We start from the raw sequence: 24,796 nt of genomic DNA on the forward strand, positions 1-24,796 counted from the left end.
TATGAAAACTATTAAACCCACAAATTTTGAAAAAACGTCTTTTTATCATAACCATTCTGGCAGTTCATTTTACTGCTTTTTCTCAGAATAAAATCATTACTATTTCTAATAATTTAAATGTCGATAGAGAATTTGAAACTGTTGAGTTGACCAAAAAATTACTAGGTTTAAGTGCTAATGCAAAACTGGAAGATTACACTGTAAAAGAAGCTGCAACCAATTCTTTTTTAGAAACCCAAACCGTTGACAATGACGGCGACGGAATTGCCGATGTACTTCTTTTTCAACCTAAAATAAAAGCTTACTCAAAACAGGATTTTGAAGTTTTTGTTGGGACAAATCCTTCTGCATCAAAAGTAATTAGCTGTTATTCTCGTTTCGTTCCAGAACGAACAGACGATTATGCATGGGAAAACAATAAAGTGGCTTTTAGAACTTACGGTCCTGTGGCACAAAAAATGGTTGAAGACAAAATTCCAGGTGGTACTTTAACGAGTGGAATTGATGCTTGGCTGAAAAGAGTAGATTATCCGATCATTAATAAATGGTATGAAAAAGCCACTAACGGAACGGGAACGTATCATAAAGATACAGGCGAAGGTTTGGATAATTTTCACGTAGGTGACAGCCGCGGCGTGGGCGGAATTGCAGTAAAAGTGGATGGAAAATACTATTTTTCTAAAAATTTCATCAGCTGGAAAACTATTACTACAGGTCCAATCAGAACGAGTTTTATTTTAACGTATGCGGATTGGGATGCTAAAGGAAATAAAATAACAGAATCTAAATTGATTAGTTTAGATTACGGAAGCCAACTTTCCCGTTTTGAAATTAATATCACAGGAACAAAAGAAATCGCTGCGGGATTAACGCTTCATGAGAAAAAAGGAGCTATCGGCACCAATCTAAAAGAAGGCTGGTTGAGTTATTGGGAACCTATCGACGATTCTGAAATTGGAACTGGACTGGTTGCTCCAAAAGGTTCTTTACTTAGTTTTGACAATCATGCTACAGACGAAAAAGATCTAAGCAATCTTTACGGAAATATTTCGGTTAAAAATAACAAAGCTATTTATTATGTCGGTTTTGGATGGAAAAAAGGAAGTCCGTTTCAGACTAAGCAGGAATGGGAAAAATATTTGAGTGACTTTGCTACGAAGATTAATAATCCTTTGGTTGTGAAGGTTAAGTAAGTTTTTTTTTTTTGCCACTAAGGCGCTAAGGCACGAAGGTTTTTTGTTTTTTATTTCGTGCAAAGGCGCAAAGTTTTATTTTAAGTTTTTGCTGATTTGATGATCTCATTTTTTGTCATCCTGAGCGGAGTCGAAGGACACGCAAGTAGCTCTACAAAGAACTGTACACATTTACACCTGACAGGTTTTTAAAACCTGTCAGGTGTCATTAAAAAAAATAAAAATCAGCTATTTCAAACATAGCCCACGGTTTCAACCGTGGGAAACGTTTTGTAATTAAAGCAGTTATTAATAATCATCGATTGCGGATATTCGTAGCGTAGCCACGGTTGAAACCGTGGGCTATTTTATAAGCTATATGCAATAAAAAGTAACAGTTTTTTGTCATTTAGGAACGAGGAATCTCAATGGTAAACTCTACCAACATTGGTAATTTTGTTTGAGGAATTTCTAGTGTGACCCTTCCTTCGTCAGGATGACAAACTAAACTTAAAAATAAACCTTCGCGCCTCTACTACCGATAACTATCGGGATTACGCGATTAAAAATAAAACTTTGTGCCTTAGCGCCTTTGTGGCGAAAAAAAAACTATCGCTTAGCAGGAAAATAATTCTCCTTTAAAATAATCTCCAGCGGGATATATTGCGTTTTCTCCACAGATTCCTGAAGAACCAGTTTTTTATATAAATAATTAATTCCAAAATATCCTTGCTGTTCTGGTCTTTGATTGATCAGGAAATCAATTACGCCTTTGTTGAGATATTCGATGTTTTCATTTAATAAATCGTAACCGATAATTCGCACACCTTTTATATTATTTTCATCTAAAAATCGGGCTACAATATAAGCACGTGAATTGGGTACAAAAACACTATTTACACCAGAAAACATTTCCAAACTCAATTGATCAATTCCAGAGTCCTTAATTGTGACTTCAGAAAACTTGAAATTGGTCAATTCATCATGATCTTTAAAATAAGAATAAAATCCGTTGATGCGTTGTAAGTAAACCGAAGTGCTTTCGATTTCTCTTGCAATTTTAAAAATCAAAACGTGCCTTTCATTTTTAACCGCAAAACTGATTAACCTTCCAGCCAAATAGCCACTTTGAAAAGCATCCTGCCCCACATAAGCATGTTCGTTTTCTTCGGAAATATTCGAATCGATCATGACAACGGGGATCCTTTTTTGCTGGTATTCCTTTAAAAACAAAACAGAATCTTCATAAAAAATAGGAGCAAAAAGCAAACCGTCGCAAGTGAACTGCATTACTTTTTTAACGGTTTCTTTAAAAGAGGCCAGATTATAATCGTAGAAAAAATAATCCAAAACAATTCCGAATTTGCTAAACTCTTGAGCCGCTTTTTCTATTCCATCGACCTGACTTTTCCAATATTCCAACTTTTCAGATTTTGGAAGAAAAACAGCAAAACGAAATTTTTTGTTTAAAGCCAAATTACTCGCCAGAATATTCCGTTTATAACCAAACTGTTCAATTATTGCATTGACTTTATCGACAGTTTCCTGTGCCACTTGTCCGCGGTTATGCAAAATTCTATCTACCGTTCCAGGAGAAGTATTGGCGAGTTCGGCTATTTTCTTAATTGTTATGATACTAATTCGTTTTAAGTTAAATTCTTACTAAACATACACTTTATTCGTTTTTTTATTTAGAAAAGTTGTTTTAGTTAACTTTTTCTCTACATTTGTAAACAGACCGTGTGCGTACACGCAAACATACACATATGTTTCTAAAAAATCATAACTTTTGGTAAAAATTTTATTAAACTAAATGATTTTCAGAGCAATTCGCTTTCTAAAAAAAGAATTTGAATCGGTTAAAAACTAACTAAATACAACTAAAAATGATTATTGACTCACTGCAAAATGCTTCCAAATACTTTGGGCTTCATCCCAATTTTAAAAAGGCATTCGATTATGTAAATCAAAACGACATTAGCAACTTGCCTGACGGTGCAATAGAAATTGGTGAAGGCTTAAAATTAATCGCCATTTCTGGTCAAGGAAATACACGCGAAGAAGCTGTAAAAGGTTTTGAATGCCACGACCAAAACATCGACATTCAGATTTCATTAAAAGGTCCTGAGACTTTTGCATGGAAACCTAGAGAAAAATGTGTAAATCCAAATGGAGAATATAGTGACGAAAGAGATGTAAGATTTTTTCACGACGCTCCAGATACTTTCTTCGAACTTCAAGAAAACCAATTTGCGATCTTATTTCCAGAAGATGTACATACGGCAATGATTGGCGGAGGTTTACTGCGAAAAGTGGTTATTAAAGTAAAAATATAATTATGAGTACAATTCAAAACTCGATCGAAGTAATCGTAAAACAGGGCATGCTTCCTTTGTATTTCAATGCTGACGAAGGTAAAAGTATTGCTGTTTTAAAAACATTATACAATGTCGGAATTAGAGCGGTTGAATATACGAGCCGTGGTCCAGAAGCACTTTCAAACTTCAAAAAAATGATTGAAGTTCGAAATGCTGAAATGCCTGGAATGCTTTTAGGCATTGGAACTATCAAAAATTTAGCGCAGGCAGAAACGTATTATTTAGCTGGAGCCGACTTTTTCATTAGTCCAGGATTTGTTCCTGAAGTGGCTTCTTTTTTAATTTCTAAAGAAGTTCTATATGCTCCGGGATGCATGACGCCAACAGAAATTATTGCGGCAGAAAATGCAGGAGTGAAATTCATTAAGCTTTTCCCTGGAAATATTTTAGGTCCGGATTTTATGAGCGGTATTAAAGATGTTTTTCCAAATCTAACTTTTATGCCAACTGGCGGAGTCGACACAACCAAAACGAGTATTCAAAGCTGGTTCACTGCTGGAGTTTCAGCAGTTGGAATGGGCAGCAAACTTATCAGCAAAAAAGTGATGGAATACGAAGAATACGATACTATCGAAAAGGAAACTAGAAATGTTTTGGAAATTATTGAAAACCTGAGAAAGGGATAAATTCCAAATTTTAAATTCCAAATTCCAATAAAACGAAACAAAAAAATTAATATAAACATACTTTATTTTCCAGATTGGAATTTGGAATTTTAAAGTATTTGAAATTTTAAAAATTTAATGGATTCAATATTTAATTTAAAAGGAAAAATAGCTTTAATAACAGGTGGCGCAGGAGTTTTAGGGAGCCGTTTCGCTAACGTTTTGGCACAGCAAGGCGTAATTGTCGGAATCGTTTCGCAGTCACTTGAAAAAGCAGAAAATACCGTAAAAGACATTGAAGCAAACGGCGGAAAAGGTTTTGCTGTTCAGGCGAATGTTTTAAACAAAGAAGAAGTAGAAAAAGCAAGAGATTTTATCGTTGAAAAATACGGCCGTCTTGATATTTTGATTAATGCCGCGGGCGGAAATATGCCTGGCGCAACGATCCAACCCGATCAAGCCGTTTACGATATGAAAAGCGATGATCTGCAAAAAGTAATCGATTTGAATATTATTGGAACGATGCTTCCAACTCAGGTTTTTGCGGAGCTTTTTGCAAAACAGAAATCAGGAAATATCATCAACATTTCGTCGGCATCGGCACAAAGACCTTTAACGAGAGTGGTGGGATATTCGGCTTCAAAGGCAGCGATTGATAATTTCACACAATGGATGGCGGTGGAACTGGCGCAGAAATACGGCGAAGGAATTCGTGTAAACGCTATTTCTCCAGGTTTTTTCATTGGCGAACAAAACCGTGCTTTATTATTGACTTCAGAAGGAAAATTAACGCCAAGAGGAGAAAAAATCATCGATCACACGCCAATGGGAAGATTCGGAACTCCAGAAGACATTGACGGTGCGCTTTTATTTTTATGCAGTGACATGTCCAAATTCGTTACAGGAACTATATTAAAAGTAGACGGCGGATTTGCAGCAACTAGTATTTAATTAGCGTGCTCTCCTGCAAGGTTTTCGAAACCTTGCAGGTTTAAATTTAAACACGAATTTCACTAATTATCATTTGTAATACTGCGAGATTTTCGAAACCTTGTAGGTAATCGTTTTAAGATCCGAAAATAATAAATGATTCTTATGAAAAGGAGTGCCATAGCCCCGATAGAAGTGGAAATCCTTTTTTATCTCGTTTCTTTAACGAGATAAAAAAGATTGAAACGTATAGCGGGAAATAGCTCCTCAAAAAAATTATAAATAACTCTAAATACCTACAAGGTTTCGTAAACCTTGCAGGAATTGATAAACTAACTAAAAATCAGACCTACAAGGCTTTGAAAACCTTGCAGGAAATAAAAACATAAAAAATGGAACAAACACTAAGATGGTTCGGACCAAATGATCCTGTTTCTTTACAAGATATCAAACAAACCGGCGCAACGGGAATTGTAACGGCTTTACACCATATTCCGAACGGACAGGTTTGGACAATTGAAGAAATCATTAAACGAAAAGTAGAAATCGAACATGAAGACGGCGATCCGAAAAAAGGTGCTTCTGGGTTGATTTGGTCGGTTGTTGAAAGTATTCCGGTTCATGAAGACATTAAAAAACAGACTGGAAATTATCTGGAATACATTGAAAATTACAAAGAAAGCATTCGCAATTTGGCTTTGTGCGGTATTAAATGTGTTTGCTACAACTTTATGCCGGTTTTAGATTGGTCAAGAACGGATTTATCGTATACGGTTGAAGACGGTTCGAAAGCTTTACGTTTTGATATTAATGCTTTTGCGGCTTTTGAATTGTTTATTTTGAAAAGACCTGACGCGCAAAAAGAATACTCGCTGGAACAAATTCAGAAAGCAAGAGATTATTTTGATGCGATGAATGAGGAGGATAAAATAAAATTGCAACGCAATATTTTAGCTGGACTTCCAGGAGCTGAAGAAGCGTATACGGTTGAGGATTTCTTGGTGACATTAAGTGCTTACAATCATATTGACAGACAGGCTTTAAAGAATAATTTATTTCATTTTCTAAAAGAAATTATTCCAGTTGCTGAGAGTAAAGGCGTTTTGATGGCGATTCACCCAGACGATCCGCCTTACCCGATTCTAGGTTTGCCAAGAGTGGTAAGTACGGAAGAAGATTTAATAGAATTAATGAACGCTGCTCCTTCTCCATCAAACGGATTTACGATGTGTACAGGTTCGTACGGTGTTCGTGCTGATAATGATTTGCCAGGAATTGTAAGACGTCATGGCGATAAAATGAATTTTATTCACTTAAGAAGCACGCAACGCGACGAAGAAGGAAGTTTTTACGAAGCGAATCACCTTGAAGGCGATGTTGACATGTATGAAGTGGTGAAAGCAATTCTAGAAGTAGAAAAAAGAAACAACAGCCAATTGCCAATGCGTCCTGATCACGGACACCAAATGCTGGATGATTTGAAGAAAAAGACTAATCCGGGTTATTCTGCAATTGGACGTTTAAGAGGTCTTGCAGAACTGCGTGGATTGGAATTGGGAATCAAGCGATCTTTATAAGGGTTTTGCCACGAAGGCGCTAAGGCACAAAGTTTATATTTTTTTTTAATCTCGCAAAGTCGCAGAGACGCAAAGTTTTTTTTGCCACTGATTAAAGTGATTAAAAGGATTTTTTTTTCGCAGATTTGGCAGATTAAGGAGATTTTTTATTCTCATTTTTGTCTTCCTGAGCGAAGTCGAAGGACACGCTAGAAGCTCGACAAAGATTGTCGATTTTGTTTGCGGAGTTACTTACGCGTCCTTCGACTTCGCTCAGGATGACAAACTAGACTTAAAAATCTTTGCGCCTCCGCTCCCGATAGCTATCGGGATTGCGAGAACCAGAAAAAACTTAGAGCCTTCGTGCCTTCGCGGCAAAACCAAAAAAACTAACTAACCACAAAAACCACAAACCATGATTCGCCAAACCATTCTTATCTCCTGCTCTTTATTTGCGAATGTGATATTGGCGCAGGAATTACCTAAAATCCTATCTCAAAAAACAAATTACCTTCCCGATTTCAGTTATGCGGGTTACCATTTTGGCGAAAAACCGCTTCCTGAATCTAACGGAAAAATTATTAATGCAACAGATTTTGGCGTTAAAGCCAACGATCAATTAGATGACTCTAAAGCGCTTTTAAAAGCTTTTAAAGCCGCAAATGCTGTTGAAGGAAATGTTGTTTTACAACTTCCTGCGGGAAAAATTATCCTTAGTGAAATTCTCTATATCGAAAGAAGTAATTTTGTGCTTCGCGGTGCGGGTTCTGCTGAAAACGGAACCGAAATTTACTGCCCAAGACCGATGATGTATCTTAAAGATTCTGAGGTTTTGGCTGAACTCCGCGAGTATTTAACCACTTTTGACAAACGTCAGCGTGAACCCGAAAATAACATCGATCTTCCGTTTTCGCAATATGCTTGGTCGGGCGGTTTTATCTGGACGCAGGTTCCAGGCGAACGTGTAAAATCTTATTTGGATAAATACGAACCCGAATCGAATGCGCTGGCAAAAGTGAGTTCGGGGAAAATGGGCGAACATGTTATTACAGTTTCTGAAATTAAAAATCTAAAAGTCGGTGACGTTGTCGAATTGCAATTATTCAATAAAGACGGTGAAAACGGCGAAATCATCAAAGATTTATATCAAGGCGCGAAAGTAAAACCGGGATCGCATCACTGGAAGTTTCCAAAACTTCCTATTGTGAGACAGCAGGTTGAAATCACTAAAATTTCAGGCTCCAAAATTACTTTAAAAACGCCTTTAACCATTTCGATAAAACCCAGTTATCAGGCACAATTGGTGGAATGGAAACATTTAAATGAAGTCGGAATCGAACATCTTCGCTTTACTTTTCCAGATATTCCGAGAGTGGCGCATCATGTTGAACCTGGAAATAATGGCATTTTCTTAACCCGTTTATTTAATTCTTGGGTTAAAGATGTCAAAATCACCAATGCCGACAGCGGTATTTTAGCCGAAGAAGTGGCCAATACCACCATTCAAGATATTATAACCGACGGCCCACATCTGGCACATTACACCGTAACTTTAGGTGGTGTGCACAATATTTTGGTCAAGAATCTGAAAATTTATAATTCGGCTGTTCATCCGTTAAGTTTCAACACTTTTGCTACTAAAAATGTGTATCAAAACTGCGAAATTTTTACAGACCCGCTTTTAGATCAGCATTCGGGAGCCAATCATCAAAATCTGTTTGACAATATTACCGTTCATTTTAAAGCCGACAAAAACAATAGTTACCTTTTATTTGGCGGTGGTGGCGCTGATTACTGGAAACCTTCTCACGGCCCTTTCAGTACTTTTTGGAATCTGAATGTTCAAGTTGAAAATCCAGACGCTTCAAAACCTGTTTTACTGTACGGAATGAAAGACGGCGCTTTAGCCAGAATCATTGGCGTTCACGGAAATACGAAATTTGAAATCAAATATGATGTTGATCCTTATATTGAGTTTTTGAATCAATCAGTTGATAAAGTGCCTTCGTTGTATGATTATCAATTGCAAAGACGATTAAGGTAAGTTTAAAATTGCCACAAAGGCACGAAGTCACAAAGTCCTTCATTTTTGTTTCACGCAGATTTAAAATGATTCAATCAGATTTTACAGATTTATTTAAAAATCTTAATTAATCTGCTACAATCTGCCGAATCTGCGTGAAACAAAAATCTTAGTGTCTTAGCGCCTTTGCGACTAAAAAAAATAACCCGCTATGAAATACAAAATAGCTTTTCTCACAATTCTATTTATTTTCGGAAATCTATTTTCCCAAAATAAATACCGCCTTAAAAATATTTCTACGACCGATGGACTTTCGCAGAGTTCTGTCATTGCTATTCATCAAGATAAATTTGGGCAGATGTGGTTTGGAACCCGCGATGGATTGAATAAATATGATGGAAGCCGTTTTACCATTTTCAGAAACGATGCTGCTGATAAATATTCGATCAGCAACAATGATATTTTAGCGATTGACGAAGATACTTCAGGAAAAATCTGGGTGGGAACTTACAATGGTTTAAACTGTTACGATCCTGTTTCCAACCGTTTTACGAGATATTTGCATACCAAAGCCAATCATACCATTAGCAATAATGCAGTTTGGAGCATTCGCGAAATTGGCGGCGAAATGTGGTTTGGAACTTCAAAAGGATTAACGATTTACAACAAAAAAACAGAGCGTTTTACTTCGGTTTTTCATTCCGATGATGATGCTTCTACCCTTCCGAGCAATAATATTCTGAGTATTTTAAAAACCAAAAAAGGCGAAATCTGGATTGGAACTACAAAAGGTTTGTGCCAGTTGACTAATAGACAAAATGGAAAATTCAGCTTTAAAAATTATCCTTTAAACGCAACCGATTTATTAAATGTTCAGTCAGTAATTGAGAACAAAGACGGCAGTTTATGGGTCGGAACAAAAAATAAAGGGCTTTTAAAATTTGATCTGAAAACGAATGCTTTTGTTTCTTTTCTTTCGGCTGAAAAATACCGCGAAATTAATACTGACATTCGTTCTTTACTAATTGACAATCAAGGTGCTTTATGGGTGGGCGCGTACGACGGAATTTATATTCTGGGACAAGATAAAAGTCTTCAGAAAATCAATAACAGCAATAATAATAACGGAATCGACAAAGTGAAATCGGTTTTTAAAGATCGAAAAGGTTCCATTTGGATTGGCTGTTATTACAAAGGCGTGAATCTTTGGGATGTCTCGAATGTCAATTTCTCGAATTACAATCAGAATTCGAAAAAGATTCCGATGAGTTTTGATGTCGTGAGTTCTATTATTGCGGATAAAAATCAGAATATTTATTTTGGAACTGAAGGCGGCGGAATTACTATTTTCAATAAAAATAACGAAGCTGTAAGCTACATCAACAGTAAAACGGGACAATCGAATAAAAACGATATTAAAGCGATGTGCCTTTCTGACGATCATATTTTATGGATTGGAACTTTTTCGAAGGGATTATCAGCTTACAATACCATTTCAAAACGAATTGAAGATAATAGAATCGCTTCTGATTTAGCTGAATTATTAAAAGAAAGCGGTGTTTATTCGCTTAAAGCGGAAAATAAAATTTTATGGATCGGAACTTTTGGTAAAGGTTTGATTCGTTACGATACTTTGGATAAAACTTTTCAGATTATTGGAAATGATAATACAAAACCAGTTTTTCTGACCAACAACATGGTTCGCAGCATTTTAATCGACAAACAGAACTATATCTGGCTTGGCACTCAAAATGGTTTAAATCGCATTTCGCTTCGAAATTTCAATCCGAAAAAATATACAATAGACCATTACTTTTATGATCATTCTTCGTTGTCTGGCGATGATATTCTGACTTTGTTTGAAGATTCTCAAAACAAAATCTGGATTGGCACAAAAGCAAAAGGATTGCATTATTTTGATGGAAAAAAATTCAGCCGAATCAATTTAAAAATTGGAAATACATTTATTACGTCCATTCATTCGATTCTAGAAGATAACAATAAAAACCTTTGGATCAGCACCAATCAGGGAATTATCAAGTACAATACGATTAAAAGAACGATTGCAATTTATGATCAGAAAGACGGTTTGGCGAGTAATGAATTTAATGATAATTCGGCTTTAAAAGTGGGCGCGAATCAGTTTTATTTCGGAAGTCCGTCTGGAGCAACTTATTTTGATGCGGGTAAAATTTCCTTAAACCAATATGCTCCGCAGGTTTTAATTACCGATTTGAAAATTAAAAACGAAACTGTCAATGCGCATGATAAAGACGGTATTCTAGAAAGAAGTATCGGTTTTACTAAAACCATTATTTTGGATTACGATAAGGCAAATTTCTCGATTGGTTTTGCGATTCCGAATTATATTCGATCTAAAAATAATCAATACAGCTATCGCTTAATTGGATTGGAAAATAACTGGACGACGACTAAAAATAGCGAAGCCAATTTTGCCATTCAGAATCCAGGAACGTATACGTTTGAAGTTCGCGGTGCCAATAACGACGGGGTTTGGAATCAGACTCCGACTACTTTGACCGTTGTGGTAAATCCGGCTCCGTGGCGCAGTATCTGGGCGTTTTTATTGTATGGAATTGTAATTGGTTTGGGCCTTTACGGTTTGATCTGGATTATGAAATCGAAAGCCAGATTGAAACAGAAACTCGAACTGGAGTATCTGGAAACGCAAAGAATTGAAGAGAACAACAAATTGAAACTGGATTTCTTTACGAATATTTCGCACGAATTCAGAACGCCATTGACTTTGATTTTAGGTCCGTTACAGCAGATTTTGGCCGATTATAACGGAACCAACGAAATGTACAAAAAGCTTTTGGTAATTGAAGGAAGTGCGAATCATCTGTTAAGTTTGATTAATCGTTTAATGGATTTTAGAAAACTCGAAAACCATCAGGTTACGCTGGAATCGGCAAACGGAAATATTGTGAAATTCACCAAAGAAATCTTTTTGTCATTTATTGAATATGCCAAAGACGGCGGTTACGATTATACATTTGAAACTGAAAATGAAGAAATTCTGGTGTATTTTGACCGATACAAACTCGAACGCGTATTTTATAATTTGATTTCGAATGCTTTCAGATATACTCCAAAAGGCGGTTCGATCAACATTAAAATCAATCATGATCAACAGAATCTTTTTATAGCGGTTGAAGATTCGGGTGTGGGTATTTCTGAAGAACATATTGACAAAATTTTCGATTTGTTTTTTGAAGTTCCGACACACAATCAGGTTCAGAAAAACTATAACAAAGGAACCGGAATCGGACTTTCGATCGTAAAAAACATTGTCGAACTTCATAAAGGAAAAATTGATGTTACCAATAAACCTTCTGGCGGCGTTATTTTCACAGTGACTTTACCGCTTGGGAGCGAACATCTGCTTGACAGCGAAATTATTCCGGATTTTAAAATCAGCGACGATATTGCACAGTATCAGGCACAATTGGAACCTTCGGAAGTTATTGAAAATGAAGATCTGGAAGATTTAATTGTAAACGAAGAAAAACAGACCATTTTATTGGTTGAAGATCATAAGGTTTTGAGAAAGTTCATGAAGAACCTGCTCAAAAAAGATTACAACATTATTGAAGCCGAAAATGGAAAAATCGCTTTAGAAAAAGCCTTAAAATTTGTTCCAAACTTGATTATCAGTGACGTAATTATGCCCGAAATGGTGGGAACAGAATTGTGTTCGAAAATCAAAGAAAACATCAAAACCAGTCATATTCCGGTTATTCTGCTGACTTCCAGATCTTCATTAGTATACAAATTTGAAGGATTGGAAAGTGGTGCCGACGATTACATCAGCAAACCATTTAATTTAATTGAATTCAGGCTTCGTGTAAAAAACCTTCTGAACATGACAGAACGTTTAAAAATGAAGTTTTCTAGCGAAGACAGTTTTATTCCGTCAGAAATTACGGTTTCTTCGCTTGACGAGGAATTATTAAAAAAAGCATTCAAAATTGTAGAAGAGAATATTTCGAACGAACAATTTGATATTCCATTTTTCTGTTCAGAATTGGGTGTTAGCCGAACCATGTTATTTCTAAAAATTAAAGCTTGGACGAATTGCACGCCAAACGAATTTATTCACGAAATAAGATTAAAACGCGCCGCTCAATTATTAGAACAAAATAAATTAACCGTTTCAGAAGTCAGCTATAAAGTTGGCTTCAACAATCCGAAATACTTTAGCAAATGCTTTCAGAAAAAGTATGGCGAAACTCCGTCGCAATATGCAGACAAATTTTATAAATCTTCTGCTATAATTTAACAAACCTATTGTTTTAGGGACTTAAAAAAGGGTATCTGTATTTTTAGATACCCTTTTTTGTACTTCTATATCGTTTTCGGCATCTACATTTGCGATATGAAAATCAAGAAAAACTACTTCTCATTGCTACAGATTTTATTTGTCGTAATCATCATCGGAATGAGCTTATTGATTTTTTACTACAGCTAACTTTTAACCTTAAAACCAAAAAATGAATGTTTACAAATCACAAAAACAAACCGTTTAAATGGTGTTTACTGGTGTCTTTTTTACTGGTAAATTTCATTGTGAATGCACAGGACAAAAAAGTCACCGGAAAAATTACTTCCAGCGAGGATCTTCTCGGACTTCCTGGTGCCAATGTTTATATTAAAAATTCCTCTGTGGGCGCTTCTGCCGATATGGACGGAAATTACTCTGTAATTGTTAATGAAAAAAATGCTGTTTTAGTTTTCAATTTTGTCGGATTTCAAAGTGTTGAAGTTCCCGTTGGCACTAAAAGCGTAATCAACGTAAGCTTAAAACCAGATACCAAAGCGCTAGACGAGGTTGTGGTAGTAGGATACGGAACGCGTAAAAAGAGCGACATTACAGGATCTGTTTCTTCAGTTACGGCAAAAGAACTGACGGCTTTTCCGCTTTTAAACGCAGAACAAGCCTTGCAAGGACGTGCTGCAGGGGTTTCTGTTATGACGAATAACGGAGGAGAACCAGGCGCGCCAGTAAAAATCAGGGTTCGTGGAGGAACTTCTATTAATGCGAGTGGAGATGCTTTGATCGTTGTTGACGGATTTGCGGGCGTTTCTATGCCAGCGCCTCAGGATATCGCATCTATTGAAGTTTTAAAAGATGCTTCGGCAACGGCAATTTACGGATCTCGAGGTTCAAACGGGGTTATCATGGTGACAACGAAAAAAGGTAAACCTGGAAAACCAGTAATTGAGTTTAGCAATTCAACTTCTGTTCAATCAGTAAATAATAAACTGCATTTATTAAATGCCGATCAATTTGCGGCTTACAGAAAAAGTTTTACTACGCACACACAAGGGCCAGCAAATACAGATTGGCAAGATGTAATTTATCGTGACGGAATGATTTCGAATACGCAATTGTCATTTTCTGGAGGTTCTGAAAACGTAAGATATTATGTTTCTGGAACGTATTTCAACCAGAATGGTGTTGTAATCAATTCTGGAATCGATAAATATACAATTGTAAGCAATTTGGAAGCTGATTTATCTCCAAAGTTTAAAGTAGGTTTAAACACTTTCACCAGCAAACAAAACAAAGAAGGAATTGTGAGTCAGACGGGCGCCGGAGGAACGGGTGCTGCGGGTGTAATTGCTTCTGCTTACCGTTTTATGCCAGATAAAGGTATTTATAATGCCGACGGATCTTATACGACTACAGCGCCAATTGGAGACGATATTGACAACCCGTATGCGACAGCAATGGAAAATATTCTAGAAACGGTTTCTATCGTAAACAGAAGCAATTTCTTTGGGCAATATCAAATTACAAAAGATCTTGATTTTAAAACGACTTTAGGTTTAACCGATAATAATTCGCAAACAGGAAGATTTATTCCATCGACTTTAATTGCAGGAAAAAATATTAAAGGAGAAGCTTCTGTAAACAACACTAGATTTTCTTCTTTCTTGACAGAGAATTATTTGACTTTCAAACGTGAAATTATCGACAGAGGTATGCTGACGGTTTTGGGCGGTTATTCGTATCAGAAAAACAAAAACGAAAATTCGTATGCTGGTTCAAGAGGTTTTTTAACGAATACCAATTCTTATAGAAATTTAGGCGCTGGAACTGTTTTCTTAAAACCAGATTCTGGATTATCTGAAACCGAGTTGATTTCTGCTTTCGGACGTTTAAACTTCGATTATGCCGACAAATATTTGCTAACCTTTACAGCGAGACGAGACGGTTCTTCAAGCTTTAGTAAAAATTACAAATACGGAACTTTCCCTTCTGGAGCAATTGGATGGAATGTTAGTAAAGAAAACTTCTTAAAAGACAACAAAACAGTTTCTAACTTAAAATTAAGAGCGAGTTATGGAGCAACAGGAAACCCTTCAATTGGTGCCTACTCTACTCTTTCTAGATTTTCTGAAATTTATTATGTGAGCGGTGACGTGATTACCAATTCAGTACAGTTGACTTCATTAGACAATCCGAACTTGAAATGGGAAACTTCGTATCAGCAGGATTACGGAATTGATTTGGGTTTATTTGATAACCGAATCAGCATTACGGCAGATTATTATAAAACCATTACGAAAGATTTATTGTTTAACCGTCCGCTTCCAGGAATCTCAGGAATTGCTTCTCAGCTTCAAAATGTGGGCGAATTGGAAAATAAAGGATGGGAATTAGGAATTAATACCAGAAACTTTATTGGTGCTGATTTTACTTGGTCAACGAACTTTAATATTTCTTCGAACAAAAACAAAGTATTAAAATTAGCCGATAATAAAGATCTTTTAATCAATTCTGCTCCAGGACATTTCTTGGCAACTGAATCTCAGATTTTAAGAGTCGGACAGCCTGTTGGTTCTTTCTTCGGATTTATTTATGATGGTGTAATTCAGCAAGGTGAAACAGTTTTACCTGGAAATTTTGAAACTGCTCCTGGAGGTGAAAAATTCAGAGATTATAATGGTGATGGAAAACTAGATTCTCAGGATAAAACGATTATCGGAAACCCAAATCCTGATTTCATTTTCGGATTCAATAATGATTTCACTTATAAAAATCTGGACTTGAATATCTTTTTCCAAGGTTCACAAGGAGGTCAAATTCTGAATTATACTTTAATGGAATTGGCTTCTGGAAATAATAATGCTACAACAGAAGTTTTAGATGCTTGGACACCGACCAATACAGATACAAACGTTCCTGCAAATGCGGCGAGAACCAAAAGAATCACTTCAAGATTTGTTTATGACGGAAGTTATATTCGTTTGAAAAACGTTTCTATCGGTTACAGTTTAGACGAAAAAGTAGTTTCGAAAATCGGATTAAGCAAAGTTCGTTTTTACATCAGTGCGCAAAATCTTTGGACGATTACAGATTATCCGGGAACCGATCCAGAAACCAACTACTTAAACGACACCAATTCAAGAAGTAACACCAACCTTGGATTAGATTACGGTGGATATCCAAACGTAAGAACGTTCACTTTCGGATTTAATTTAAAATTCTAGTAAAAAAATATTCAGATATGAAAAAATATATAGCTTTTCTATTTGTCGGAACACTCGCTTTTTTCAGCTGTTCTGATCTGGAAGAAAAACCGGTTGGAATTATTCGTCCGGACAACTTCTTCAACAACACAGACGATTTACAGGCTGCTGTAAACGGAGCTTTTGCCAACATTGGCCACAACAATTACTGGGGAAGAGAATTTACAATTGCCTTAATGCTTCGTGACGATATGTCTGACATTGGCGATAGAACCACACAAGCCGCGCGTATTGATGTAAACGATATGAGTATGAATGATACCAACGCATTGGTAGCGAATTTTTGGCCTCAGTCTTATGTTATCATCACGGCTGCCAATCAAGCCATTGAAGGGGCTAAAAAAACACCTGGAGATCCTGCAAAAGTCAACGCTATTGTAGCTCAGGCGCATTTTGCGAGAGCATTTGCCTACTATCATTTAGTGCGTCTTTTTGGCGATATTCCGTATGTTGATTTTGTTGTAAATGATGTGAATCAGGTTAATTCAATAGGTAAAACAAAAGAGGCTGAAATTTATCCTAAAATCATTGCCGATTTGGAATTTGCCAAACAATGGTTGGATGACAAACCAAAAGTAAAAGCGGTGCCTGGAAAAGGAACTGCGGCGGGCTATTTGGCTTCTGTTTACTTGACTTTAGGAAATTTTCAAAAAGCGTATGACGAAGCTAAATTTGTAATTACAAACGAAGCTAAATTTGGTTTGGGACTTGATGCAGATTTTCAGGATTTGTTTAATGCCACGAAAACAGCTTCGTTAAAAGAACCTCTTTTTACAATTGACTTTAACAACTTAACTTCAGGAAATTACGGCCAGGATTATACGGCGTTTTTTACTGGATCTTTAAAAGACGATAGCTACAGCTACGGACAAGGATTCTCTGTTGCTGTTCCTTCTTTAAAAGTATTCAATACTTGGGATCAAAGAGATTACAGAAGAGCGGTAAGTTTTGATACGATTATCAGAAAGAAAACAGGTCCAGGCGGATCGCTGCAGGTGTATCCGTCAAGCGATAACGAAAAAGCGCCTCGTCCGCATATTGCTAAATATTTCCGTTTTCCGGGAAAAGCTGGGGCTAACGGAAGAACTTCACAGCACAACTACATTACGATGCGTTTTGCAGAAGTTTTGTTAACCGCTGCAGAAGCTCTTAACGAAATCAATCCGGGAACTACAGAAGCTGATGGTTATGTAAACCGCGTTCGCGCAAGAGCAAGAAATAAAGCTGGAAAACTAGTTTCTTTTCCTGCCAACGTAACTCCAGGACTTTCTCAAACTGATTTTAGAAAAATGGTTATTGACGAAAGAAGATTGGAACTGGCTTTTGAATATGTGAGATGGTATGATATCAAAAGGCTTAAAATCGGACCAGAAGTTTTTGGACCAAACGGTTTAGAACCGCATGCTAATTTCGATCCAAACAGAGATTATCTGTGGCCATTGCCAGGAACAGAATTGGCTATTAATCCGAATTTACAACCAAATAATCCTGGTTACTAATTGTTGATTATGGTACGCGGATGACACAGATTCGCTTTCGCGAAAGCGCTGATTTTAACGGATTTCTTTCTTTTTGGTTGTCATTGTTTCACGCATATTTAAAAATGATTTTGGCAGAGAGCGCAGATTTAAAGTTCTCGCAGATTGGGCAGATTGAGCAGATTTATTTCAAAAAATCTTTAAAAATCTGCATGAAACAAAAAAATCAGCTTAATCTGCAAAATCTGCGGGAGTAAATAAAAAATCTATTCAAATCTGCTTTAATCTGCAGAAATCTGCGTGAAACAAAAACTAGCGAAAATCCGCGTCCAAAAAAATATATATTTTAAATATGAAGAATGTCAATTTTGTTTTTCTAATTCTGGGTTTTGCATCGCTGGCAACAGCGTGCAAACCTGGGGTTAATCCTCAAACAACAACTTCTGTTGCTACAGAAAAATTATTGAAAACCCGTTACCAAATGCTGCTCGATTATCCAGTCGATTCGATGTCGATGCCGAGAAGCATGAACATTAAAACAATGGAAATTCGAAAAGTACCGTCAAGAGATTGGACAAGCGGATTTTTCGCTGGAAATCTCTGGCAATTGTACCGTCTAACAGGCGATTCCCGATACAAAGAACAAGCTCAAAAATGGACTCCTTTTAGCAAAAAAGAAAGTGTCAATAGTAATTCGCATGACGTAGGTTTTAAAGTGTTTTGCAGTTTTGGAGAAGCGCTGAAAGTGGAAAACAAGAAAGAATACGAAGCTGTAATTGTAAAAGGCGCCGAAACTTTATGCACAAGGTTTAATCCAAAAGTGGGTTCCATTCGTTCTTGGGATTTCAACAAAGAAATCTGGGATTATCCCGTAATCATCGATAATATGATGAATTTGGAACTGCTTTTTGAAGCTTCTAAAATATCTGGAAATCCAAAATACCGTGACGTTGCGATTCAACACGCCAAAAAGACTTTAAAAAATCAGTTTAGAGCAGACAATTCGTGTTATCACGTAATTGATTATAATCCGAATACGGGAGAAGTTAGAAAGAAAACGACTTTACAAGGTTATAATGATGATTCGGTTTGGGCGCGTGGCCAAGCTTGGGCAGTTTACGGATTTACAATGTCGTACCGATATACCAAAGATCCCGCTTATTTGAAACAAGCTGAAGGAACGGCAAAGTTTTTTATGACCAATAAAAATCTGCCAGAAGACGGAATTCCATATTGGGATTTTAAAGATCCGAGTATTCCGAATTCGGCTCGTGATGTATCTGCCGCAATGGTGATGGCTTCTGGACTATACGAATTGTATTCTTACACCAAAGATAAAAGCTATCTCGCTTTCGCGGATAAATTAATGGCTTCCGTACAATCTGAAAAGTATATTTTAAGTACAGAAATCAAAGCCCCTTTCCTACTCGATCACAGCACAGGAAACTGGCCCAAACACGACGAAATCGACGAACCAATTATTTATGCCGATTATTATTTTCTCGAAGCTTTGCTTCGCAGAAAGTAACAAAGATGCAGAGTTACAAAGTAACAAAGTTTTTTGCCTTTGAGCCTTTGTCACTTTGTCCCTCTGAACCTAAAATGCTATATAACCTATGAAAAAACCACTGTACCATTATAATACATTTTACATTTTTATTACCCTTGTTTTTGTTCAAATTTGTCTGAGCAGCAGTTTTGCTCAGACAAAAACAAACATTAACGACAATTGGCTGTATTTGGAAAATCATACTGCCAACCTCAGCGAAGCTCAAAAAGCTTCTAACTGGGTTTCTCTCAACTTGCCACACACTTGGAATGCCGAAGATGCGACCGATTTAAATCCGGGCTATCGACGTGATGCGAGCTGGTACCAGAAGAATCTCAATATTTCTAAAATTGATCAAAATCAGGTTTATTCGCTTTATTTTGAAGGATCGAATGTTACTACGAATGTTTACGTAAACGGGAAAGAAGCTGGATCGCATATTGGCGGTTATATTGGTTTTTCTATCGATATTACTAAATTCATTAAAGAAGGAAACAACGACATTTTTGTTCGTGTCGATAATAGTTATGATATTGAAATTATTCCGTCTCAAAAAAGTGATTTCTTTATTTATGGAGGAATAACACGCGATGTTTGGCTGGTTTCGAAATACAAAAGCCATATCGAAAATATAAAAATTACAACACCTGAAGTTTCAGCTAAAAAAGCTTCTGTTCAAATTGTTTCGTCCATTATAAATCCAGAGAATTCAAAAGATTTATCGTTGACTGTAACTTTAAAAACTCCAAAAGGAAAAAAAGTTACGAGCAAAACGATTCCAGTTTCGGATAAAGTTTCGACAATCACTTTCGAAAACATCAAAAACCCAGAACTTTGGGATACTGAAAAACCGAATTTATACAAACTGACGGCTTCTTTATCTGAAAAAAATCAAATCAAAGATAGTATTACTGAGAAAGTTGGTTTTAGATGGTTTGAGTTTAAAGATCATGGGCCTTTTTACCTCAACGGAAAACGTCTGTTAATTCGCGGCACACATCGTCATGAAGAACAAGCTGGTGTTGGGGCAGCCATGAGCAACGAACAGCATTGGGCAGATATGAAATCGATAAAAGAAATGGGCGCAAACTTTGTCCGTTTAGCGCATTATCCGCAAGATCCTGAAATTTACAAAGCTTGTGATGAACTAGGATTATTGGTTTGGGATGAATTGCCGTGGTGTCGAGGCGGAATCGGAAATGAGGTTTGGAAAACCAATACCAAAAATATGCTGGCGGAAATCATCAATCAAAATTACAATCATCCGAGTATTATAATCTGGTCTTTAGGAAACGAAATGAACTGGCTTCCTGACTTTCCAGACGGAGATAATGCTGATAAAATGAATGCTTTTTTAACGGAATTAAATGACATTTCGCATAAGCTAGATCCGACAAGAAAAACAGCCATTAGAAAATATTATGAAGGTTCACATATTGTAGATGTATTCTCGCCTTCGATCTGGTCGGGCTGGTATTCTGGAAGTTACAAAAGCTACCAAAAAGCAATTGATGTTTACAAAAAAGAATACAAACATTTTATTCATGCTGAATATGGTGGCGACAGTCACGTTGGTCGTCACAGCGAAAAGCCAATAACGGGCGAAAATGTAATAAAATCTGAAGGTTGGGAAGAAGCCATCGTTCAAACCAAAGTGGCTAACATTGCTCAAATTGGCGATTGGAGCGAAAATTATATAGTTGATTTGTTTGACTGGCATTTGCATATATCCGAGAATGATCCAACGTTTGTGGGAAATATTCAGTGGGCTTTCAAGGATTTTGCAACGCCGTTACGACCAGAAGATGATATTCCGTACATGAATCAAAAAGGTTTGACGGACAGAAACGGAGTTCCAAAAGATGCGTATTATGTTTTTAAAAGTTATTGGGCGACAACACCTTTTGCGTATATCGAATCGCATACGTGGACGGAACGCCAAGGCCCTGAAAACACACCAAGAACTATCAGCGTTTTTAGTAATTGCGAGAAAGTAACTTTGTTCCATGACGGAAAATCATTGGGAGATAAACAACGAAATCTTTCCCTTTATCCTGCAAATGGATTAACTTGGGATGTCAATTTCAAAAAAGGGGAAAATGTTTTATTAGCTGTTGGAAAAACAAAAGAAGGTAAAACAGTTTCTGATACCTTAAAAGTGAATTATCGTTTCAATAAAAATGATACGGCAGTTTCATTACAATTGTCATCAGAAAAATTAAAAAATGGCAATTATTTGGTTACCGCAATTGCAATTGATAATAATAATTTACGCTGTCTGGATTATGAAGCAAGCGTGTATTTTCAATGTCTAAAAGGAGGAAAAACATTGAAAAGCCAAGGAACACCAACAGGAAGCGAATCGATTAGAATGGCAAACGGAAAAGCTTCGATTGAAGTAATTCCAGATGGTTCTGGAAATCCGATAGAAATGACGGCTTTGAATCAGAGTTTTAAAGGGGAATATTTGATTGTTCCTGTTCGATAGAAGGTTCTGAGGTTCTGAGCTGCTAAGGTTCTAAGTTTTTTGTTTCACGCAGATCTTAATGGATTTTGGCAGAGATCGCAGATTTAATTTTCTCGCAGATCTGGCAGATTGAGCAGATTTGATTTAATTAAAAGATTAATTTTAATCTGCTTAAATCTTTTAAAATCTGCGTGAGACAAAAAAATCTGCTCAATCTGCTTAATCTGCGGGAGAAAATTTTTTATACAGAATTCAGATTTATTTTAGATACAGCTTGTCATCCTGAGCGGAGTCGAAGGACACACAAGTAGCTCGACAAACAAAATCGCCAATCTTTGTAGAGTTTCTTACGTTCCTTCGACTCCGCTCAGGAAGACAAAAAATGAGAAAACTTTGCGTCTTAGCTCCCGATAACTATCGGGATTGCAAGAAGCAAAAACAAAAAAACTTAGTGCCTTAGCGCCTTCGTGGCAAAACAAAAACACAAATACCAAAAAACAAATTATAAAATGAAAAAACTATTAACCGCATTACTCCTAATCTCTTCCGTTTTGGCGTCTGCACAAAATCTAATCTCAAACGTACCCAACCGCAATACCACTTCGTTAAACGGAGTATGGAATTATATCGTCGATCCCTATCAAACGGGATTTTACAGTTTTCACTTGGATCAATATGATAAAAATGAAAAAGCGCCAAAAGGAGCTTTTTTCAGCAATTATCATGCTCAAAATAAACAAGAATTAGTAGAATACGATTTTGATAAATCTCCAACAATTACAATTCCGGGCGATTGGAATTCGCAGGTTCCTGAATTAAAATATTACGAAGGAAATGTATGGTTCAAAAAGTCGTTTGATTATAATTTAGCACCTAAAAAACGTCTGTTTGTATATTTGGGAGCTATCAATTACAAAGCTGATGTTTATTTGAATGGGAAAAAACTAGGTACGCACGAAGGCGGATTTACACCATTTAATTATGAAGTAACTTCGATTGTAAAACCAAAAGACAATTATCTGGTTATTAAAGTTGATAACACGCGCCACAAAGAAGATGTTCCGACAGTAAATACCGATTGGTGGAATTACGGAGGAATCACGCGCGATGTGACTTTAATTGAAGAAGAAGATTCTTTTGTAGAAGATTACACGATTCAGCTTAAAAAAGGAAATGTTGCGATAATTTCAGGTTTTGTAAAAATCAACAATCTAAATTCGACTCAAAATTCGGTTTCTATTTCGATTCCAGAATTGAAAATCAATTACAAAGGAAAAATTGGAGCTGACGGAAATCTGAATTTTGAAATTCCTGCGAAGAAAGTTTCATACTGGTCGCCGGAAAATCCAAAATTATATGATGTTACAATTGATTTTAATGGAAAAAAATTAAGCGATAAAATTGGTTTTAGAACTATCGAAACCAAAGAAGATAAAATCTTGCTTAACGGGAAACAGATCTTTTTACGTGGTATTTCTATTCACGAAGAAAATGCCAAAGGCGGGCGTGCTAATTCTGTTGAAGATGCTTTGCGCTTGTTGAATTGGGCAAAAGAAATGGGCTGTAATTATGTACGTTTGGCACATTATCCGCATAACGAAAACATTATTCGTGAAGCTGATAAAATGGGAATCATGGTTTGGGAAGAAATTCCGGTGTATTGGACAGTGGAATTCACAAACAAAAATACCTATCAAAATGCCGAAGATCAGTTAACGGCTTCAATAATAAGAGATAAAAATAGAGCCAGTATTATTATCTGGTCAATGGCCAATGAAACTCCAATTTCTGAAGCACGAAATACTTTCATTAAAAATCTAGCATCACATACGAGATCATTAGACAATACAAGATTAATCAGCGCGGCTTTATTAACAAAAAATGAAACTATAGATGATCCAATTGGTGAAGTTTTAGATGTTGTGGCTTTTAATCAATATCTAGGCTGGTACGGCGGAAATCTGGAAGATGCTGAAAAAAAAGTCTGGAAATCGAAATACAACAAACCAATTGTTGTTTCTGAATTTGGAGGCGATGCTAAAGCTGGTTTTCATGGAGAGAAAAACGAACGCTGGACAGAAGAATATCAGGAATATTTATACATTCAGAATTTAAAAATGATTGAGAAAATTCCTCATCTAAGCGGATTAAGTCCATGGATTCTAGTTGATTTCAGATCTCCGAAAAGATTGCTTCCAGGTATTCAGGATGGATATAATCGTAAAGGTTTAATTTCTAATGACGGAGAGAAAAAGAAAGCCTTTTATATCATGCAGGATTGGTATGCTAAAAAGAAAAGTGAATATTAAATGTAGAGGCGCACAGCAGTGCGTCTACGCAACGCATATCTACAATACGTTAGACGCACTGCGGTGCGTCTCTACAGTAAAAAATGACGAAAAAAGAAAACTGTTACCAATTCATTAACAAAAAACCGACTTGAATTTATATGATTTTTCTTCATTATTAACTTACTTTGTGATAATCTAAAAAAATTGTAATCCTATGAAAAAATTATGTTTATTGGCAGTTACGTTGTTTGCTGCTTTTACAGTTCAGGCTCAAGATGTGGTAAAATTTGCTCCGCTTGACAATAGCCCTGTTGATATTTCTTATTTCCCAAACAAAGCCGTAAAATTCAAAAAAACGGATACTCCAAACCCAGTTATCAAAGTGACTTACGCAAGACCTTCTGCAAAAGGAAGAACTATTTTTGGAGACGTTGTTAAGTTTGGCGAAATCTGGAGAGTTGGTGCTAACGAGAACACAGAAATTAAATTCTACAAAGATGTAACTATTGGCGGTAAAAAAGTTCCTGCTGGATACTACAGTTTATTTGCTATTCCTGAAAAAGATAAATGGACCATCATTATCAATAAAGAATTGGATTTATGGGGTGGTTATGCTTACGACGAGAAGAAAGACGTAGTAAGAGTTTCTGTTCCTGTTAAAAATGTTTCTGATGTAATCGAAGCTTTATCTATTGCTTTTACAACTCAAGGAAATGTAGCTAATTTAGTTATTGGTTGGGATAAAACTACGGTTGAATTGCCAATTACAGTGAAGTAATTTTTAATG

14 protein-coding genes are annotated in these 24,796 nt (G+C 36.4%); 13 read left to right on the top strand and 1 reads right to left on the bottom strand.

Annotation, left to right across the window (positions count from 1 at the left end):
* Positions 1-26: 26 nt before the first annotated feature.
* Positions 27-1,193: a DUF4861 family protein gene (locus ACWA1F_RS16560; protein ID WP_456895188.1), complete on the top strand. Its 1,167-nt coding sequence runs from the start codon at positions 27-29 to the stop codon at positions 1,191-1,193.
* 588 nt (positions 1,194-1,781) lie between these two features.
* Here the strand turns inward: ACWA1F_RS16560 and ACWA1F_RS16565 are convergent.
* A complete protein-coding gene (locus ACWA1F_RS16565) occupies positions 1,782-2,813 on the bottom strand; it encodes a LacI family DNA-binding transcriptional regulator (protein WP_456895406.1) in 1,032 nt (343 codons plus the stop codon).
* Positions 2,814-3,058: 245 nt separating this feature from the next.
* Between ACWA1F_RS16565 and ACWA1F_RS16570 the strand changes: the two genes are divergently transcribed.
* The 12 genes from ACWA1F_RS16570 to ACWA1F_RS16625 all read left to right on the top strand — a co-directional run bounded on the left by ACWA1F_RS16570 (position 3,059) and on the right by ACWA1F_RS16625 (position 24,787).
* Positions 3,059-3,508: a NanQ anomerase/TabA/YiaL family protein gene (locus ACWA1F_RS16570; RefSeq protein ID WP_456895190.1), complete on the top strand. Its 450-nt coding sequence runs from the start codon at positions 3,059-3,061 to the stop codon at positions 3,506-3,508.
* A 2-nt stretch (positions 3,509-3,510) separates the two neighbouring features.
* Complete coding sequence (locus ACWA1F_RS16575) at positions 3,511-4,176, top strand: bifunctional 4-hydroxy-2-oxoglutarate aldolase/2-dehydro-3-deoxy-phosphogluconate aldolase (protein WP_456895192.1); 666 nt, start codon at positions 3,511-3,513, stop codon at positions 4,174-4,176.
* Positions 4,177-4,293: 117 nt separating this feature from the next.
* The gene (locus tag ACWA1F_RS16580) at positions 4,294-5,106 is read left to right on the top strand and encodes an SDR family oxidoreductase (RefSeq protein WP_456895194.1); all 813 of its coding nucleotides are present in this window, start codon (positions 4,294-4,296) and stop codon (positions 5,104-5,106) included.
* 371 nt (positions 5,107-5,477) lie between these two features.
* Positions 5,478-6,662, top strand: coding sequence for a mannonate dehydratase (gene uxuA, locus ACWA1F_RS16585; protein WP_456895196.1), 1,185 nt, complete (start codon positions 5,478-5,480; stop codon positions 6,660-6,662).
* A gap of 394 nt (positions 6,663-7,056) precedes the next feature.
* Positions 7,057-8,685, top strand: a complete 1,629-nt coding sequence (locus ACWA1F_RS16590; RefSeq protein ID WP_456895198.1) for a DUF4955 domain-containing protein — start codon at positions 7,057-7,059, stop codon at positions 8,683-8,685.
* Positions 8,686-8,875: 190 nt separating this feature from the next.
* Entirely contained in the window at positions 8,876-12,967 is a 4,092-nt protein-coding gene (locus ACWA1F_RS16595) for a two-component regulator propeller domain-containing protein (protein WP_456895200.1), read from the top strand.
* 215 nt (positions 12,968-13,182) lie between these two features.
* Positions 13,183-16,185, top strand: a complete 3,003-nt coding sequence (locus ACWA1F_RS16600; RefSeq protein ID WP_456895202.1) for a SusC/RagA family TonB-linked outer membrane protein — start codon at positions 13,183-13,185, stop codon at positions 16,183-16,185.
* Positions 16,186-16,202: 17 nt separating this feature from the next.
* Complete coding sequence (locus tag ACWA1F_RS16605; protein WP_306160712.1) at positions 16,203-17,723, top strand: RagB/SusD family nutrient uptake outer membrane protein; 1,521 nt, start codon at positions 16,203-16,205, stop codon at positions 17,721-17,723.
* Positions 17,724-18,054: 331 nt separating this feature from the next.
* A complete protein-coding gene (locus tag ACWA1F_RS16610) occupies positions 18,055-19,230 on the top strand; it encodes a glycoside hydrolase family 88 protein (RefSeq protein ID WP_456895205.1) in 1,176 nt (391 codons plus the stop codon).
* Between the two features lie 88 nt (positions 19,231-19,318).
* Positions 19,319-21,739, top strand: coding sequence for a glycoside hydrolase family 2 protein (locus ACWA1F_RS16615; protein ID WP_456895207.1), 2,421 nt, complete (start codon positions 19,319-19,321; stop codon positions 21,737-21,739).
* Between the two features lie 488 nt (positions 21,740-22,227).
* Positions 22,228-24,027 (top strand): glycoside hydrolase family 2 protein, encoded by a 1,800-nt coding sequence (locus ACWA1F_RS16620; RefSeq protein ID WP_456895209.1) that lies wholly within the window; start codon positions 22,228-22,230, stop codon positions 24,025-24,027.
* A gap of 196 nt (positions 24,028-24,223) precedes the next feature.
* Entirely contained in the window at positions 24,224-24,787 is a 564-nt protein-coding gene (locus ACWA1F_RS16625; RefSeq protein WP_306160705.1) for a DUF2911 domain-containing protein, read from the top strand.
* Positions 24,788-24,796 lie beyond the last annotated feature (9 nt).

This window comes from Flavobacterium erigeronis (assembly GCF_054075165.1).

Coding starts and splice junctions, on each gene's coding strand:
- ACWA1F_RS16570 (WP_456895190.1), top strand. CDS start 3,059: ATGATTATTGACTCACTGCAAAATGCTTCCAAATACTTTGGGCTTCAT.
- ACWA1F_RS16575 (WP_456895192.1), top strand. CDS start 3,511: ATGAGTACAATTCAAAACTCGATCGAAGTAATCGTAAAACAGGGCATG.
- ACWA1F_RS16580 (WP_456895194.1), top strand. CDS start 4,294: ATGGATTCAATATTTAATTTAAAAGGAAAAATAGCTTTAATAACAGGT.
- uxuA (WP_456895196.1), top strand. CDS start 5,478: ATGGAACAAACACTAAGATGGTTCGGACCAAATGATCCTGTTTCTTTA.
- ACWA1F_RS16590 (WP_456895198.1), top strand. CDS start 7,057: ATGATTCGCCAAACCATTCTTATCTCCTGCTCTTTATTTGCGAATGTG.
- ACWA1F_RS16595 (WP_456895200.1), top strand. CDS start 8,876: ATGAAATACAAAATAGCTTTTCTCACAATTCTATTTATTTTCGGAAAT.
- ACWA1F_RS16600 (WP_456895202.1), top strand. CDS start 13,183: ATGTTTACAAATCACAAAAACAAACCGTTTAAATGGTGTTTACTGGTG.
- ACWA1F_RS16605 (WP_306160712.1), top strand. CDS start 16,203: ATGAAAAAATATATAGCTTTTCTATTTGTCGGAACACTCGCTTTTTTC.
- ACWA1F_RS16610 (WP_456895205.1), top strand. CDS start 18,055: ATGAAGAATGTCAATTTTGTTTTTCTAATTCTGGGTTTTGCATCGCTG.
- ACWA1F_RS16615 (WP_456895207.1), top strand. CDS start 19,319: ATGAAAAAACCACTGTACCATTATAATACATTTTACATTTTTATTACC.
- ACWA1F_RS16620 (WP_456895209.1), top strand. CDS start 22,228: ATGAAAAAACTATTAACCGCATTACTCCTAATCTCTTCCGTTTTGGCG.
- ACWA1F_RS16625 (WP_306160705.1), top strand. CDS start 24,224: ATGAAAAAATTATGTTTATTGGCAGTTACGTTGTTTGCTGCTTTTACA.